The 15,751-nt window shown below is 61.6% G+C and carries 16 protein-coding genes; all 16 read right to left on the minus strand.

The window, feature by feature from the left end; genetic code table 11:
- Positions 1-169: 169 nt before the first annotated feature.
- The 16 genes from I7X09_RS05185 to rplK all read right to left on the minus strand — a co-directional run bounded on the left by I7X09_RS05185 (position 170) and on the right by rplK (position 15,694).
- Positions 170-1,045 (minus strand): hypothetical protein, encoded by an 876-nt coding sequence (locus I7X09_RS05185; protein ID WP_200315915.1) that lies wholly within the window; start codon positions 1,043-1,045, stop codon positions 170-172.
- A 45-nt stretch (positions 1,046-1,090) separates the two neighbouring features.
- Positions 1,091-1,819: a hypothetical protein gene (locus I7X09_RS05190; protein WP_124568226.1), complete on the minus strand. Its 729-nt coding sequence runs from the start codon at positions 1,817-1,819 to the stop codon at positions 1,091-1,093.
- Positions 1,820-1,918: 99 nt separating this feature from the next.
- The gene (locus tag I7X09_RS05195; protein ID WP_124568225.1) at positions 1,919-3,166 is read right to left on the minus strand and encodes an MCE family protein; all 1,248 of its coding nucleotides are present in this window, start codon (positions 3,164-3,166) and stop codon (positions 1,919-1,921) included.
- Complete coding sequence (locus I7X09_RS05200; RefSeq protein ID WP_003941859.1) at positions 3,163-4,440, minus strand: MCE family protein; 1,278 nt, start codon at positions 4,438-4,440, stop codon at positions 3,163-3,165. The genes I7X09_RS05195 and I7X09_RS05200 overlap by 4 nt, the downstream gene beginning before the upstream one ends.
- Positions 4,437-5,690: an MCE family protein gene (locus tag I7X09_RS05205; RefSeq protein ID WP_200315917.1), complete on the minus strand. Its 1,254-nt coding sequence runs from the start codon at positions 5,688-5,690 to the stop codon at positions 4,437-4,439. Before I7X09_RS05205 ends, I7X09_RS05200 begins: the two co-directional genes overlap by 4 nt.
- On the minus strand, positions 5,690-6,685 hold the full coding sequence (locus I7X09_RS05210) for an MCE family protein (RefSeq protein WP_003942053.1): 996 nt from the start codon (positions 6,683-6,685) through the stop codon (positions 5,690-5,692). The genes I7X09_RS05205 and I7X09_RS05210 overlap by 1 nt, the downstream gene beginning before the upstream one ends.
- On the minus strand, positions 6,682-7,761 hold the full coding sequence (locus I7X09_RS05215) for an MCE family protein (protein WP_003941932.1): 1,080 nt from the start codon (positions 7,759-7,761) through the stop codon (positions 6,682-6,684). Before I7X09_RS05215 ends, I7X09_RS05210 begins: the two co-directional genes overlap by 4 nt.
- Positions 7,758-9,119, minus strand: a complete 1,362-nt coding sequence (locus tag I7X09_RS05220) for an MCE family protein (RefSeq protein WP_003942007.1) — start codon at positions 9,117-9,119, stop codon at positions 7,758-7,760. Before I7X09_RS05220 ends, I7X09_RS05215 begins: the two co-directional genes overlap by 4 nt.
- On the minus strand, positions 9,116-9,976 hold the full coding sequence (locus tag I7X09_RS05225; RefSeq protein ID WP_003941894.1) for an MlaE family ABC transporter permease: 861 nt from the start codon (positions 9,974-9,976) through the stop codon (positions 9,116-9,118). Before I7X09_RS05225 ends, I7X09_RS05220 begins: the two co-directional genes overlap by 4 nt.
- Before the next feature lie 5 nt (positions 9,977-9,981).
- Positions 9,982-10,776, minus strand: coding sequence for an MlaE family ABC transporter permease (locus tag I7X09_RS05230; RefSeq protein ID WP_003942038.1), 795 nt, complete (start codon positions 10,774-10,776; stop codon positions 9,982-9,984).
- 9 nt (positions 10,777-10,785) lie between these two features.
- Positions 10,786-11,907, minus strand: a complete 1,122-nt coding sequence (locus I7X09_RS05235) for an ABC transporter ATP-binding protein (RefSeq protein WP_007728450.1) — start codon at positions 11,905-11,907, stop codon at positions 10,786-10,788.
- 259 nt (positions 11,908-12,166) lie between these two features.
- Positions 12,167-12,553 (minus strand): 50S ribosomal protein L7/L12, encoded by a 387-nt coding sequence (gene rplL, locus I7X09_RS05240; protein WP_003941857.1) that lies wholly within the window; start codon positions 12,551-12,553, stop codon positions 12,167-12,169.
- Positions 12,554-12,631: 78 nt separating this feature from the next.
- Positions 12,632-13,216, minus strand: a complete 585-nt coding sequence (gene rplJ, locus I7X09_RS05245; protein ID WP_003942074.1) for a 50S ribosomal protein L10 — start codon at positions 13,214-13,216, stop codon at positions 12,632-12,634.
- A 402-nt stretch (positions 13,217-13,618) separates the two neighbouring features.
- Positions 13,619-14,311, minus strand: coding sequence for a hypothetical protein (locus tag I7X09_RS05250; protein WP_200315919.1), 693 nt, complete (start codon positions 14,309-14,311; stop codon positions 13,619-13,621).
- Between the two features lie 119 nt (positions 14,312-14,430).
- Positions 14,431-15,150 carry a 50S ribosomal protein L1 gene (gene rplA, locus I7X09_RS05255; protein ID WP_003941982.1) on the minus strand — a complete coding sequence of 240 codons (720 nt, stop codon included), beginning with the start codon at positions 15,148-15,150 and terminating at the stop codon, positions 14,431-14,433.
- A 109-nt stretch (positions 15,151-15,259) separates the two neighbouring features.
- Positions 15,260-15,694, minus strand: coding sequence for a 50S ribosomal protein L11 (gene rplK, locus I7X09_RS05260; protein ID WP_003941896.1), 435 nt, complete (start codon positions 15,692-15,694; stop codon positions 15,260-15,262).
- Positions 15,695-15,751: the final 57 nt, after the last annotated feature.

Here is a 15,751-nt window from a genome sequence, read left to right on the forward strand (position 1 = left end):
ACCTTGCGGACCGCTCCGTCAAGGGCGAGAGCGCGTGTCGCAGCATTCGAACATTCGTGACGCGCATTCGAACACTGCCACCGGAAGTGTAGCCAGCAACGGCGTCACATACGAAAAATCTGGACCGAGATCGTGCGTCGGTCCAGATCCTCGTCGTGGTACGCAGGTGCTACTGGTCGCGAATCTCCGAGATCAGCCAGTTTCCGTCTTGTTTCTCCAGGCTCACGATGACCATTCCGGAGCGAGAGTCTGCCGCCACGCCGTTCTGCGTCGAACTGACGTTCAGTTGGGCGAGCAACTGTGCCCGGTCCTTCTCGAGTCGTGTGATCCCGATCAGCGGGACATCAGCGGTCGTTGCCGTCTGAGTTTGTTCGACACCGGCCTTCTGCGTGTCCTTGTACTGCGTCAGCTGGTCACGCATCGACTGATTCAGTCCCTGGACACCCTTGTCGAAATCGGCGTCGAACGTGTCGGGAGAAAACGTGAAGACTGCCGCCAACGCCGACGGCGTCACGCGAAGAACCTCGGCCGTGGCGCCTTCGTCCACCCAGGCGATGTCGTCCGTCTTCGCGCCGACTTTGAAGAAGGCGATGCCGGCGACGATCGCGACGATCACCGCCGCGGCCCCCAGGATCGCAACCAGGCGCCAGCTGCCCTTCGGCTGTGTGGATGTTGCCGGCGACTCCCCCGCGTCGGCCTGCGGGGCAGTGGGGGCGGCGCCCTCCGCTTCTCCCGCGGCTACCTTCGGTTCGTCTGCGGCTGTCTTCACCGGCTTGGTGAGATCGGGGACCGGGGTGGATTCCGGAGCGTCGGTTTCCGGCTTCGGCGGCTCGGCGTCTCCGGATTCTGCCTTCGCGAGCGTCGGCTTCGCAGCCTCCGATGTCACAGCCTCCTGTGTTTCTTCTTCCGGCTTTTCGATCGTGGGCTCGACCGAATCCGAATCGGACGTCCCCGCGGGGACGTTGAGTGAACGAGCGCTTCCGGCGATCTTCGGCCGACGGTTCTGCGGGGAGGACGGTCCGCCGGTACGACGTTTGGGTGGCATTACGCGCTTCTCCTTCGAGGGATGTCGGTGTGCAGATTCGACGAACTACTGGCCACCGGAATCACCACCCTCGGTTGTCGGTGCAGGAGCACCGGACGCAGGTGCCTCGGTCCCCGAACCAGGGGCAGGCGTTGCATCAGGTGCAGGCGTGGAGCCGTCGGCCGCCGGCAGAGTGCCGGAGCCGAGATCGAGTCGCGATCCGATCGGATCAGCTGACTGCGCCTTCCAGACCCCGTCGACCTCGACCATGCCCAGCCGCATGCCGAGCTGATTCTTGACGAACTGATTGCCCTGCGTCGTGGTCACTCGAACGACGACCAGAGCCGTGGCGGTCCGGTCATCGGTGTTGAGTTCGGTGAGCGCGGACTGAACGACTTCGGTGTCAGCCTTCGAGCCCGAGTTACGCAACTCGTCGGTGATGGAATCCTGAACGGTCTGCAGGTACGTCGTCATCTCGTCACCGGTCACCGAAGAACGCATGTTCTCGATCGACTGGTCGAGATTCGCCGAATCCGCGTTGTTGAGGTTGATCGCGACTTGCTGCGCACCGACCAGCGCGTCGTCACGCATCTCGGCGGTAGTGCGGTCGGTGGTGAGCGCCCGGACGTACGGGACGCCGAACACACCGAGCGCAACCACTGCCGCCAGAAGCAAGACACCGACCGCAATCAGAGACGCTGTCAGCCCCTTCGGTCTACCGGTTGTCGGCGCTCCCGATTCGACTTGCTCGGGCCCGCTGGACTGCGGGGAACTGTTTCTCTGAATCACACTCACTACCCTACTTACCTGTTTTGCCCAGCCTCTGGCCGCGAATCGTCAACTGCCACAACTCAGTAGCCTGAACTGCACAAACTCGATCACATTCGGATCGGTCTACTTCGGTGTCACTCCGAGCAACGGCGCCAACTGCGTCGCGATCGGGTTGAGGTTCAACTTGTCCGGATCGACCTTCGGCTTGAAGTCCCAAGGCTGGATCGTGTCGGGATCGGCGTACACCACGCGGTTGGCACTGCGGACGCCCGTCTCGCTGCCCAGCGGCGTCTCACACGACGCCGCGGTGTTGAGTGGGAAATCCTGCTGCGTGTCGTCGAAATTGGGGTTCTGACGCTTCATCTCGTCCAGGATTGCCATGGTGCCTTCGTAACCAACCGTGCACGAGAGCGGATTGTTGGTCTCCAGCACCAAGCCCTGATGGACCGTTCCGTCGCCGGGAGCAACCGTCGGTGCGGCAGCGGCGAGGCCGGGAAGGAAGATCAGGAACGGCTGCAACGCGATCGTTCGCGGTGCAAGCGTTTTGGTGGTGGCCGCCAGGTTTGTCAGGTCGGTCGTCAGGCTCGGACCACCCTCGTTGATCAGGGCGCCGATCTGATCGCTCGCCGGGATGCCGTTGTCGATCAAGCGTCGGATATCCGGATCGCTGGTCCGCAACTGCGCCGTCACGGCATCGAGATCGGTGCTGAACTGCTTGATCGCGGAGGACTGATCCGACTGCGTCGTCAGTACCGTCTCACTGTTCCGAATCAGCGCGAGCGTCTGAGGCAGAGTGTCGAGCCCGGACTGCGAGAGACCGGACAACGAATCGGCCAGGACCTGAATGTCCTCGCCCTTGCCGTTGAACGCTGCACCGAGTTCGACGGCGACGGTGTGGAGTGCGTCGACCGGCACGGACTTGACCAAGCCGTTGGCACTGGTCAGCACATCCTCGATCGGGATCGGAGTTGTGGTGTCCCCCACCGCGATCACCGAGCCGTCCTCGAGGAACGGTCCCTGATCGGTATCGGGCTGGAGGTCGACATACTGCTCACCGATGGCGGAGCGGTTAGCCACGACGGCACGGGCCGACGCAGGAATCTCCGGAGCACTGTTGTCGATTTTCAGGTCGACCTGAATTCCGTCCTCGGTCAACGACATGTCGCCCACTCGCCCGACCGGCACGCCGCGATACGTCACTTCGGCGTTGGTGAAAATTCCACCGGACGTGGCCAATTCGGTCTTGACCGTGTACTGCCCGAACCCCATGAGGTTGTCCAGGCGCACGTACTTGGCGCCGACGTAGATGAGACCCAGGAGCGCTACCACGACAAAGCCGACGAGCTGCCATCTGACCAGAGCTGATCTCACTGTCCATCACCGCCGATTCCGAACTGTTCCAGCATTCCCTGGATGGGGTTGAGTGGGTTCGCCGCGGGCGCCGGCGTTGCCGGATCACCCGCTGTTGTGGCGGGAAGACCGGCGACAACGGGAACCTGCGGCAGGATCGGAGCGATCGGCAGCAGTGACACCGTCGGCCAACCCGGACGCGGGCCGTTTCCGTTGTAGTACGGGTTCGACGGATCGACTACCGGCTTGGGATTGCCGAACTTCGGCTGACGGTATTCCGGTTCGCCTTGTCCGACACCGAGACCCGAGAGAGTATTGCCGATCTGCAGGTCGACACTCAGGAAGAGGTTCACGGAACCACCCTGTGCAATTTTCTCGACACCGTCCGGGAACGGGAACGTCGGCAGGAACGGAAGTGCCCCGACGAAGTCGTCACCGGAGTCTGCGAGCGCCTGCAGCGTCGGACGCAGAGCCTGAAGATCGGCGATCAGGTCGTCCTTGGACTGTGTGAGGACGTCGGTTCCCACTGTTCCGAGTCGATCCACCTGAGCGAGCATCTGAGTCAACTGCGGACGCTGCTCGTTGAGAACCTGTGTCGCAACGGGGAGTTCCTCGAGAATCTTCCCGATCTTCTCGTTCTGATCGTTGACGCGGGTCGAGAGCACATCCAGGCCGTCGAGCGCTCGTGTGATGTCGTCACGCTGCTCGTTGAGTCCGCCGATGAGTGTGTTCGCCTGCTCCAGAAGGCTTCTCGTCTTGCCTTCGCGACCGTCGAACGCGGCACCGAGTTCTTCGACGATGGGTTGCAACTGGCCCACACCGCCGCCGTTGAGCAGCAGCGACAATGCGCCGAGAACCTGCTCGATCTCGGTGGCGTGGCGAGTGCGATCCAACGGAATCAGGTCTCCGTCGGCCAGCTTCGCAGAGTCCGGTCCGGACGGCGGGGCCGACAACTGGATGAACTTCTCGCCGAGCAGGTTGGTCTGCTCGACCGCGGCAATTGCGTTGGCGGGTAGATCAACCGACGAGTCGAGGATGATACCGACGTCCGCGGTCCATCCGTCCGGTCCGACGGACACGTCGTCGACGCGCCCGACGGGAACTCCGTCGACCTTCACAGCGGACTGCGGAACCAAGTCGAGCACGTCGTCGAACTGAATGGTCAAGTGCATCGGATCGGAACCCACATCGGGACCGCCGGGAAGCGGGACCGCGTAGATGCCCTCGGACGAGCAGGCGGTTGCCGAGATCAGGACGGCGCACAGTCCGGCGCCGACTATCAATGAACGCTTCACTCGCCCTCCCCGTTTCCACTGTTGAGTCGCGGTGACACGACGCCAGGCACAGTGCCCGGAACTACCTGCATCTGACGTTCGGATCCGGCGAGGATGCCGAAGGGAAGATTCAGTCCTGCGGCCTGATTCGCTGCATCGGTCATCGCGGCGACATTTGCACACTGGTCGATGGCCGGTTGCATCTGCCGTCCCAGCGCCTCGAATCGCGGATCACCGGGCAACAGCTTGCCGAGGTCCATCAACTTGCAGAGCACCCCGGCCGGGTTCTGCAGATCGGGGAACGCCAGACGTGAAGCCAGCACACCCGATTCGGCGTCGTAGGAGTTGACGAGGTTGGAGATCGCCAGCGGAAGCATGGTGAGCGTGTTGGCCAGCGCTTCCTTGTTGTTCGCCAGTGTCTGTGTCGGTTCGACGAGTCCCTCGGTTGTCTGGACCAATTGATCACGGTTGTCGGACACGAACTTCGCGACGTCGCCGAGAGCAATCGACAGCTGATTCAGGGCGGCGCCGAGGTCGTCGCGTTCACCCGCCAAGAACCCGGTCAGATCCGACAGCTGAGTGTTGAACTGACGCACCTGCTGATCGTTGGCCGCGAGTGCGCCCACGAAAGTATCCAGGTTCTTGATGGTCAGCGAGATGTTGTCACGCGAATCGTTCAGCGTCCGAGCAGCATCCGAGAGGTTGGTGATGCTGTCCCCCAACGCTTCGCCGTTGCCCTCGAGGTTGGCCGCACCGGTCTCGACGAAATCGGACAGCGCGCCGTTCTTGTTGGCGCCCTCGGGACCGAGCGCCGACGCGAGTTCGTCGATGCTGGAGTACAACTGGTCGACCTCGACGGGCGTCGCCGTCTTCTCGATCGGAATTACTGCACCGCTGGCCATCTTGTCGCCACCGGTGAAGACCGGGGTCAGCTGGATGTAGCGGTCGGCAACCACCGACGGCGTGATCTGAGCGGCGCTGGCACCGGCGGGGATGTCGATCCCACGATCGACACGCAACTCGACCTTGACCTGGTCTCCCTGAGGTTCGACTGATTCGACGGTGCCGACCTTCACTCCGAGAACACGAACGTCGGACCCGTCGTAGATACCCACCGACTTGTCGAAGTAGGCGGTGATCTTGGTGGTCCCGGCGCGAGTGAACACCCACCACAGCGCACCACCGATCACGAGTAATCCGATCAGAACAGCAGCGATGATCGCGATCGAGCGCTTCTTGGAGCCGCTTCCGGCTTCGGCGGTATCAGCCATCAGTTGCCTCCCAACGTACGAACGGGGTCACGGTAGCCCGGAATATCCGGCAGACCCGGCGGAAGGAGGTTCACGACGACCTGGTCGAACCAACGGCCGTTGCCGACCACGTTGGCGTACAAGCGAATGAAGGGTTCGTAGAGCTTCAGTGCCTTGTCCAAGTTCTCGTTGTTGGCCTTCAGGATGTCGATGACGCCGTTGAGCTGCGTCAGCGCCGGTCCGATTGCCGCCTCGTTGTCACGAACGAGACCGGTGAGCTGCTGAGAGACGCGCTGAGTTCCGGTGAGCAGCTGCGAAATCGCCTGCTGGCGATTGTTGAGCTCCTGCACCAGCAGTCCGCCGTCCCGGATCAGCTGGGTGAATTCCTTGTTGCGGTCAGCAAGAATCTGCGACGTCTTCCCGGTGGCGGCGAAGAGCTTCTGCAGGTCCTGATCGCGACTCGCGATCGTCTGCGACAGCCGACTGACACCGTCGAGCGACGCGCGGACATCGCCAGGTGTCTCGGAGAATGCCTGGGACAACGTCTCCATGCTCTTCGCCAACTGGTCGGTGTCGATGTCGCCGACCGTGTCCGCTGCGGCCGAGAAGGCCTGAACGACGTCGTACGGAGACGTGGTGCGCTCGAGCGGAATCCGGTCCTTGGGATCGAGGTTGTCGGTTCCACGCGGATCGAGTGCTAGGTACTTCTGTCCCAGAATCGTCTTGATCTGAATGGACGCAGAGGTTTGATCTCCGACCCACGCGTCGCTGACCTTGAAGTCGACGAGAACACGGTCACCGTCGAGATCGACGGAAGTGACCTTGCCGACCTTCACGCCGGCGATACGAACCTCGTTACCAGGCTTGAGTCCCGCAGCTTCGGAGAACTCGGCCGAGTAGGACGAGCCTGCTCCCACGAACGGAAGCGAATCGAGGAAGAACGCGGACAAAGTGGCCAGCAGCACCACGAAGATACCGATGGCTCCGGCCATTGCCGGACTGCGACGTTTGCTCATCGACCTTGCAACTCCCTCATACCGTCTTGAGTGCATCGCGTGGCCGCGTTGGTGTAAATCGGCTGATTGACCGTCGGCAGGCCGGTGGGCAGATTCAGCGACGCAGACTGTCCTGGACCGGCAACGATGTCGATTCCGCACAGGTAGAACTGGAACCAGGAACCGTAACTCGCTACGCGAGCAAGCTTCTCGAGCTTGACCGGCAAGGTTTCGAGCACCGCGTTCACGTCGTCACTCCGACGGTTGAGTGTGGTCGCCAACGTGTTGAGAGCCGTGATCGAACCCTGAATGGACGGCCTTGTCGGCTCGAGCAGGTCGGCCGTTGCGTCGGTCAGGCCCGCAAGTGAGGTGACGGCCGAACCGACCACGCCACGCTCGTTGGCCAACCCGGTGACGAGTTGCTGGGTGTTGACGATCAGTGAATCGAGGTTCTTGTCGTTCGCGTTGACGGTGTCGAGAACGTCGTTGAGGTTCTTGATCACCGCCCCGATGACGGCGTCCTTGTCCGCGACGGTGTTGGTCAGGCTCGCGGTGTTGCGCACGAGCTCGCTGATGGTGCCCGATTCGCCTTGGAAGACCTGGATGATCTGGTACGACAGCTTGTTGACGTCGTCCGCGCTCAGGGTGGTGAACAGCGGCTTGAAGCCGTTGAAGAGTGTCGTGAGATTGACTGCCGGGCGCGTCTGGGACAGCGGCAGGGTATCGCCGCCGGTGATCTTCTTGCCCTGGCTGCCTTCACCTTGCGAGAGCGAGATGTATCGCTGCCCCACCAGGTTGCGGAACCGGATGGTGGCAATGGAACTGGCCGGCAACCAATCACGGTCGGATACCGAGAACTGAACCTCGGCCTGGTTGTCGTTGACGATGGCGATCTTCTCGACCTGGCCGACACGAACACCGGCAATGCGGACCTCGTCGCCCTCGTTCAACGACGTGACGTCGGAGAAGACGGCGTTGAACTTGGTACCGCCACCACCGCCGAGGTTGGCGATGCTGGCTGCCAGCAGTCCTGTCGCCAGGACCGTCACCACCACGAAGATGATGAGCTTTGTCAGCGGAGCTGCGAGTCCTCTCATTGGACGCTCACCTCCGCACCTGCGAATGCCGGAGCGCTGACCATCGTGGTCCACGCCGGAACATCGTCCGGCGCAACACCGTTGGCCTGTCCGTAGATCACCTTCAACGTATCCTCTTCGAGTTTCGAGCCCGCGTAGCCGGCCTGCTGAGCAGGACCGCTGTTGTTGGTCGAGAACAACTGAGGTCCGGAGCCCTCGGGTGCAGGCAGGAATTCCATGGTGGCGGGACCTGGATTGCGGGAAGGAACCTGGTAGGAACCGTCACCGTACGAACCGCCGGGGTATTGCGGGAACGGACGACCGGGCTCGGTGACGTTGTCGTAGCAAACCGGGCCGCGGTTGTCGACGAGTCGTGGCTCGTCCTGGTTGGGCAGGTAGCGACCCTTGGGGTTCACGATCTGAATACTCGCACGCACACCAGGATTGGGCGCGTCGGTGGACAGGATCTTGGCAGCTTCCGGAGCGGTGTCCGAGAAGCCCTTGAACGTGCACCCGAAGGTCGGTGAGTACTGAGCCAGAAGCTGGAGAGCTTCCTTAGAATCCGCAGCGAGCGTGATGATCGAGGACGAGTTCGCTTCGAGGAAGGCTGCGGTGTCCGACGATGTCACGGTGAGCGACGCCAGCAGTGTCCGCAACTGGTCCTGCTTCTGCACCACCGTGTTACCCGTGGTCCGCAGATTGTCGAGAGCGTTGATCAGATCGGGCGCTGCGTCCGAGTACGTCTGGGAGAAGTCCGCGAACTTGCGCAGATCCTCTTGCACCGCGGGCAGCTCGGTGTTGACGCCGCGGAAGATCTCCTCGAGACGATCGACCGTCAGACCGAGCTCGGCGCCGCGCCCCGTCAGACCCTGCGCGAGAGAACCGAGAGTGTTCGCCAGATCCTGCGGCGGAATGGCCTGCAGAAGTGGGAGCAGCCCGTCCAGAACGTCGCCGACCTCGACAGCATTGCCGCTCTTGTCCTGGTGGATCACCGTTCCCGCGGAAATCGGGGTCGCGGTGGTTCCCTCCGGAATGATCAGGGAGACGTATCGCTCACCGAATAGCGTCTTCGGAAGCAGACGCGCCGTGACATTGGACGGAATCAGATCGGCCTTGTCCGGCTCGATCGCGAGGACCGACGTGACCTGGCCGTCTTTCGTCGACGCGGACCGCACCTCGCCCACAAGCAGCCCACGAACCTTGACGTCAGCGTTGGGTGGCAAGGCATTTCCGACGGTATCGGTCACGAGGTCGATCTTCACGACGTCCTTGAACGTCTTGTTGAAGGTTCCGATGGTGAAGGCCAAGAACAAGGCCAACACCACGAAGAACACGAGTCCGAGCACACGGCGGCGCAGGACTGACGGAGCCTCGATCATCCGGCCACCCTCACAGTCGTCGTGGTTCCCCAGATAGCAAGGCTGAGGAAGAAGTCGAGAACGGCGATCGTCACGATTGCGGCGCGAACTGCGCGGCCGACGGCCACACCGACGCCTGCGGGACCACCCGAGGCATGGAAACCGTAATAGCAGTGGATCAGAATCAGCACGAAGGCGAAGACCAGGACTTTCGCGAACGAATACAGCACGTCCTGCGGTGGCAGGAACAGATTGAAGTAGTGGTCGTACGAGCCAGTCGACTGCCCGTTGAACACCGTACTGATCACTCTCGAGGCGAGGTACGCCGCGAGTAGACCCACGATGTACAGCGGGATGACGGCGACGAAGCCGGCGATCATGCGCGTCGTGACCAGGAACGGCACCGACGGAACTGCCATGACCTCCAGTGCGTCGATCTCTTCGGAGATTCGCATGGCACCGAGTTGCGCGGTGAAACCACAACCGACCGTGGCCGAGAGCGCAAGGGCCGCAACGATCGGAGCGATCTCACGGGTGTTGACGTAGGCGGAGAGGAAGCCGGTCAGAACCGAGCTTCCCAACTGCTCGAGAGCTGCGAAGCCCTGCAGACCGACGACGACACCGGTGAATCCCGACATCATCGCGATGACGCCGATCGTTCCGCCGATGACTGCGAGCGCACCGCTACCGAACGTCACTTCGGCGAGTAGCCGAAGCGTCTCCTTCCGATACCGGTGCAGGGTGCGCGGAGTCCACGCGATGGCGCGCGCGTAGAACGACATCTGCTCGCCTGCGCGGTCCAACGCGTTCACTGGAATTCTGGCAACTTTGCGGCTCTTCAGCAGGAACTGATCGCCGCGGCCTCGTGCGATGGTCATTTAGGTCAAGATCCCTTCGCCGGCACGATCTGGAGGTACACCATCGTCAGAATCAGATTGGCGAAGAACAACAGCAGGAACGTGATGACGACGGCCTGGTTCACCGCCTCACCGACGCCCTTCGGGCCACCGGACGGGTGGAGTCCCTTGTACGCGGAGATCACACCAGCGATGACACCGAACACCGCGGCTTTGATCTCACCGCTCCAAATGTCCGGTAGCTGGGCAAAAGCTGAGAACGACGAGATGTAAGCACCGGGGTTACCGCCCTGCAGGATGACGTTGAAGAAGTAACCACCCGCGATACCGACCACGGACACCAGTCCGTTGAGCAGCACAGCGATCAGCACCATCGCGAGTACACGCGGAACCACCAGGCGCTGAATCGGATTGATTCCGAGGACTTCCATCGCGTCGATCTCTTCGCGAATGGTTCGCGAACCGAGGTCGGCCGTCACGGCCGATCCGGCCGCACCGGCGACCAGCAACGCTGTCACCAGAGGGCTACCCTGCTGGATCACCGCCAGGACGCTGGCAGCGCCGGTGAACGATTCTGCACCCAACTGCTTGATCAGCGAACCGGTCTGCAGTGAGACGACGGCGCCGAAAGGGATGGCTACCAATGCCGTCGGCAAAATTGTCACGCTGGCGATGAACCAGGCCTGCTCGATGAACTCACGGAACTGAAATGGACGCCGGAACGTATTCCTGACGACGTCGACGAACAGTTCGACGATGTTTCCGGCCTGAGTTAATGCTCCGTTGACCGGACTCAGAACCGAGTTGCGGGTAACCCCCATCCGATATGCCTACCCTTGCCCGTGTGTCGTGTTTCCGTAGGGATCGCCCTCGTATGCAGGAATGACCTGCGTGTCTTGCGAGTTGTCGTTCCACTCCCCCTGATAGCCGCTCGCTTCGGCGTACTGGGGATCGTACTGCCCAGTTCCGTCAACCTCGTCCAGGCTGTCCTGAATTGCCGCCTGAGCGTTAGCTGGGAGGGTGTGCATGATCTGGCGGACGCGCTCCTGGCGACGACGAACAGCCTGACGCTCGGGGTTTCCGGGGGTGGCCTTCATCTGCGGCACGATGCCCTCGACGTCGTCGACACCACCAGCGTGGTGACCGGCGTCGACGAGCGCCTGCTCGTGCGCCATCTGAGCCTCGTCCTTCTCCTCCGACATACCGATCGGACCGATCATCGTTCCGTTCAGGAACTGCTTGACGACGGGCTCGTCCGAAGTGAGCAGCACCTCGCGAGGACCGAACATCACCAACTGACGACGGAAGAGCATGCCGATGTTGTCCGGCACCGTACGTGCGAGGTTGATGTTGTGCGAGACGATCAGAATCGTCGCGTCGGACTGGGCGTTGATGTCGATCAGCGTCTGGCTGATGTACGTCGTACGCACCGGGTCCAGACCGGAGTCAGGCTCGTCGACGAGGATGATCTCGGGATCGAGCACGAGTGCACGCGCCAGACCGGCACGCTTGCGCATACCGCCGGAGATCTCACCGGGAAGCTTGTCCTCGGCGCCGACCAGACCCGTGAGGTCCAACTTCTCCATCACGATCTTGCGGATATCGGATTCCGACTTCTTGGTGTGCTCACGAAGGGGAAAGGCGATGTTGTCGTACAAGTTCATCGAGCCGAACAGCGCGCCGTCCTGGAAGAGAACGCCGAACAGCTTGCGGATCTCGTAGAGCTCCTTGGAGGAGCACTGCAGGATGTCCGTGCCGTCGATGACGATGGAGCCTTGTTCAGGGCGGAGCAGTCCGATCAGGGACTTCAGGAACACCGACTTACCGGTACCCGAAGGCCCGAGCAGTGCGCTGACCTCACCCGCGGGAAGTGTCAACGACACGTCCTGCCAAATCCTCTGCGACCCGAAAGACTTTGTCAGTCCTTGTACCGCTACCTCGACTCCCACCATTACCTCCGCGACGTCCGTTGCATGCATGCACCCGTGTGGGTTGGGTCACTCTATCGCATGGGAGTGGTACCCGTGACTGCGAATACTACTAACGAGTAGGGAAGAAGCATAATTCAGGTCACAGCCTAGTTCGGACACCCCTCCCACCTGCATGGATTCCGACATATCACCCGCGAAAAAAGTTCAAAAAAAGAGGGCCACTCCCCGTGGGGAGTGGCCCTCTTCGTTACTACTCGCGAAGAGCAGCGGGAAAACCGTCTTACTTGATGACGATCTTTGCGCCGGCAGCTTCGAGCTTTTCCTTGGCAGCCTCTGCGGCGTCCTTGGCAACCTTCTCGAGGATGGCCTTCGGAGCGCTCTCGACGAGGTCCTTGGCTTCCTTCAGGCCGAGGCCGGAAACGACCTCACGGACGACCTTGATGACCTGGATCTTCTTGTCGCCAGCCGACTCGAGGACGACGTCGAACTCGTCCTGCTCTTCAGCAGCTTCTGCGCCGGCAGCCGGTGCGCCTGCAGCGGCGACGGCGACGGGAGCAGCAGCGGTGACCTCGAAGGTCTCCTCGAATGCCTTAACGAACTCCGAGAGCTCGAGGAGGGTGAGCTCCTTGAACTGGTCCAACAACTCTTCGGTGCTGAGCTTCGCCATTGTGGCGGTCCTTCCTGTAAGTCCCATGTCGCTGATCCGCGACCGGGCGGGGTTATAGCAGTGATGCGCGGGTGCGGATCAGCTTTCGGCTTCGGCCTCGGCCGGAGCCTCGGTGGCAGCCTCTGCGGGGGCCTCTGCGGCTCCGCCTTCTGCAGCCTTCTTCTCCTGCAGGGCAGCGGCCAAACGGGCCATCTGCGAAGCGGGAGCATTGAACAGGCCTGCGGCCTTTGCCAAGTTGCCCTTCATCGCGCCGGCAAGCTTTGCCAACAGGATTTCGCGGGATTCGAGATCCGCGATCTTGTTGACCTCTTCCACGGACAGCGCAGCGCCGTCCATGTAGCCGCCCTTGATGATGAGCGCCTTGTTGTCCTTAGCGAAGTTCTTCAGAGCCTTCGCAGCGTCGACCGGTTCGCCCTTGATGAATGCAATGGCGGTCGGACCAACGAACAGGTCATCAAGGCCCTCGATGCCAGCCTCTGCGGCGGCACGCTTGACCAGGGTGTTCTTGGCGACGGAGTAGGTGGCACCTTCTCCGAGAGCGCGTCGCAGTGTCGTGATGTTGCCAACCGAAAGGCCACGGTATTCCGTGACCACAGCGGCGGTCGAACCCTTGAACTGCTCGGTGATTTCCGCAACTGCGGAAACCTTCTCAGGCTTTGCCATACTTCGCCTCCTCTCGTGACAGTCGTTGTCCCACTCAGGAACCGCTGCACCTCATCGGGGTGAACCCGAGAAGACACAGTCCGCGACACGCAAAACGCCCCGGCGCAAGCGCACGGGGCGTACAGAGGAAACATGAAGAAGAGGCTTACGAATCAGCGTAACGATGCAACGCAAAGCAGTGCATAACCAGGCAAACTGTAGAACCACTACATCAAGCTATCCCCCTACCTCGTTCACCTACGTGGGCCGCCGGGCACTCCCGGACTTTCAACCACACTCATCACTGAGTGCAATCACCAACGGTCTTGGGTAGAACATGATTTTGGGGTGAAGTTCATATCCAGCACTGAACTCCGCGTCGAAGACTACCTGACTGCTCGCTGCAAAACCAAATCGGGTTCGTCACGCGCCTATAGCCCTGGCGATCTTGTGTTCGATCTCTGCCCGAGCTCGGTCCGGCAACACCAGCAGCCCATCGAGTTCCTTGTGGGCCTTCCGATACGCACTCTGACGTTCCTGTGGCGTCGCGCCCTCGTCCATGGCCAGTCGCAGCAGACGCTGCGCCCGTACCAGGCGCTCTTGTTCGTCGAGGGTGAATCCGCTCCGTCGGCGACGCTTCGCCTCCGCTTCCGCGATCTCGAAGGCGATCGAGTACGCGTGCACCGCCTCGCGATACTCGGTTTGTGCCTGCTGATTGCCGATCATCGTCTCCGGGTTGCCTGGACGGAGCAGATCGGCACGATATTTGGCTCGATGAAAATCGGCCGTCAAAGGCTCACGCATGTCCGTCAACATCGGGGTGTCGAGCAGTGTGACCGGATCGAGCTCGTATGAGAACCATCGGGCGTCGACCGCATCGTGCTGCTCGATTACCTTCGCCAGCTCTCGGCGCTGTGTTTCTTCGTCGGCGTGATGTTGTGCGTTGGCCTGCGCGATGGCGACCTTGGTCTGCTGCTCGAGCCGGAAGCGCTCTTGCCGGCGCTCGATCCGCCTTTCGTTGGCAACCGCGACACCTTTCAGCGCCCCACCGATGGTGCCGCCGAAAACGAAGATCAGCCACCAAAAGTTTCCGAGGAACTGGAACGCTTCGTGCATACCCCGATGATGCCACCGTTGGACCGATACCACCGGCAGGGATCACTCCCTCCCGAAACAGACAAGAAGGCCGGCAGGGAGTTGATCCCTGCCGGCCTTCTTGTTCGTATGCGGACTGCTTACGCGTCTGCAGCATCCTCGAGGAGGTTGCGAGTACGGTTCGGATCCACCGGGATGCCCGGACCGGTGGTGGTCGAGACCGTGATCTTCTTCACGTAGCGTCCCTTGGCCGACGAGGGCTTCGCACGCAGGATCTCGTCCAGGGCTGCGCCGTAGTTCTCCACCAGCTTCTCATCGTCGAACGATGCCTTGCCGATGACGAAGTGCAGGTTGGCCTGCTTGTCGACGCGGAAGTTGATCTTTCCGCCCTTGATGTCGTTGACAGCCTTGGTGACATCCGCCGTGACGGTGCCCGTCTTCGGGTTCGGCATCAGGCCACGCGGTCCGAGGACACGGGCGATGCGGCCGACCTTGGCCATCTGATCAGGAGTCGCGATTGCGGCGTCGAAATCGACCCATCCACCCTGGATGCGCTCGATCAGGTCTTCTGCACCGACTACGTCAGCGCCTGCAGCCTCGGCTTCTGCTGCCTTCTCGCCAACAGCGAACACGATGACGCGAGCGGTCTTACCGGTGCCGTGGGGCAGGTTGACCGTTCCGCGGACCATCTGGTCAGCCTTACGGGGGTCGACGCCCAGACGAACTGCAACCTCAACGGTTGCATCCATCTTGGTGGACGACGTCTCCTTGGCGAGCTTTGCAGCCTGAAGCGGGCTGTAGAGCTTGTCTGCGTCGATCTTCTCAGCGGCGGCGAGGTACGCCTTGCTGCGCTTTGCCATTTGTTCTGTCCTTACTTATCACTGCAGCGAATTACCTGTGCAGTGGTGAATGGTTCAGTTGTGGTCGGGGCCTGGCCGGCCCTCCCACGTAATGCTGTGGAGCGGACTACTAGCCCTGGACCGTGATGCCCATGGAACGAGCGGTGCCGGCGATGATCTTCGCGGCCTGCTCGATGTCATTGGCATTGAGGTCTTCAGCCTTGGTCTTCGCGATTTCGCGCACCTGATCCATGGTCACCGAGGCGACCTTGGTCTTGTGCGGTTCGCCGGAGCCCTTGGCGACGCCGGCTGCCTTGAGGAGCAGCTTGGCGGCGGGAGGGGTCTTCAGCTTGAAATCGAAGGTCCGGTCTTCGTAGACCGAGATCTCGACCGGCACAACGTTGCCGCGCTGGGACTCAGTCGCCGCGTTGTAGGCCTTGCAGAACTCCATGATGTTCACGCCGTGCTGACCGAGCGCGGGACCCACGGGAGGTGCAGGGTTAGCCTGACCTGCCTGGATCTGCAGCTTGATGAGCCCGGCGAGCTTCTTCTTCTTTGGGGGCATCTCTAGTTCCTAGTTTCTAGCTTGGGTGTGTGTCTTGCGTCGAACAAATTGCAAGTT

The organism is Rhodococcus sp. P-2 (genome assembly GCF_016598535.1).
GTDB classification, from domain to species: Bacteria; Actinomycetota; Actinomycetes; order Mycobacteriales; family Mycobacteriaceae; genus Rhodococcus_F; species Rhodococcus_F baikonurensis.

What these genes read in the sequence shown, in the direction of transcription:
- I7X09_RS05185 (WP_200315915.1), bottom strand. Translation starts at nt 1,045, where the DNA reads ATGCCACCCAAACGTCGTACCGGCGGACCGTCCTCCCCGCAGAACCGT.
- I7X09_RS05205 (WP_200315917.1), bottom strand. Translation starts at nt 5,690, where the DNA reads ATGGCTGATACCGCCGAAGCCGGAAGCGGCTCCAAGAAGCGCTCGATC.
- I7X09_RS05210 (WP_003942053.1), bottom strand. Translation starts at nt 6,685, where the DNA reads ATGAGCAAACGTCGCAGTCCGGCAATGGCCGGAGCCATCGGTATCTTC.
- I7X09_RS05215 (WP_003941932.1), bottom strand. Translation starts at nt 7,761, where the DNA reads ATGAGAGGACTCGCAGCTCCGCTGACAAAGCTCATCATCTTCGTGGTG.
- I7X09_RS05220 (WP_003942007.1), bottom strand. Translation starts at nt 9,119, where the DNA reads ATGATCGAGGCTCCGTCAGTCCTGCGCCGCCGTGTGCTCGGACTCGTG.
- I7X09_RS05225 (WP_003941894.1), bottom strand. Translation starts at nt 9,976, where the DNA reads ATGACCATCGCACGAGGCCGCGGCGATCAGTTCCTGCTGAAGAGCCGC.
- I7X09_RS05230 (WP_003942038.1), bottom strand. Translation starts at nt 10,776, where the DNA reads ATGGGGGTTACCCGCAACTCGGTTCTGAGTCCGGTCAACGGAGCATTA.
- I7X09_RS05235 (WP_007728450.1), bottom strand. Translation starts at nt 11,907, where the DNA reads ATGGTGGGAGTCGAGGTAGCGGTACAAGGACTGACAAAGTCTTTCGGG.
- rplL (WP_003941857.1), bottom strand. Translation starts at nt 12,553, where the DNA reads ATGGCGAAGCTCAGCACCGAAGAGTTGTTGGACCAGTTCAAGGAGCTC.
- rplJ (WP_003942074.1), bottom strand. Translation starts at nt 13,216, where the DNA reads ATGGCAAAGCCTGAGAAGGTTTCCGCAGTTGCGGAAATCACCGAGCAG.
- I7X09_RS05250 (WP_200315919.1), bottom strand. Translation starts at nt 14,311, where the DNA reads ATGCACGAAGCGTTCCAGTTCCTCGGAAACTTTTGGTGGCTGATCTTC.
- rplA (WP_003941982.1), bottom strand. Translation starts at nt 15,150, where the DNA reads ATGGCAAAGCGCAGCAAGGCGTACCTCGCCGCCGCTGAGAAGATCGAC.
- rplK (WP_003941896.1), bottom strand. Translation starts at nt 15,694, where the DNA reads ATGCCCCCAAAGAAGAAGAAGCTCGCCGGGCTCATCAAGCTGCAGATC.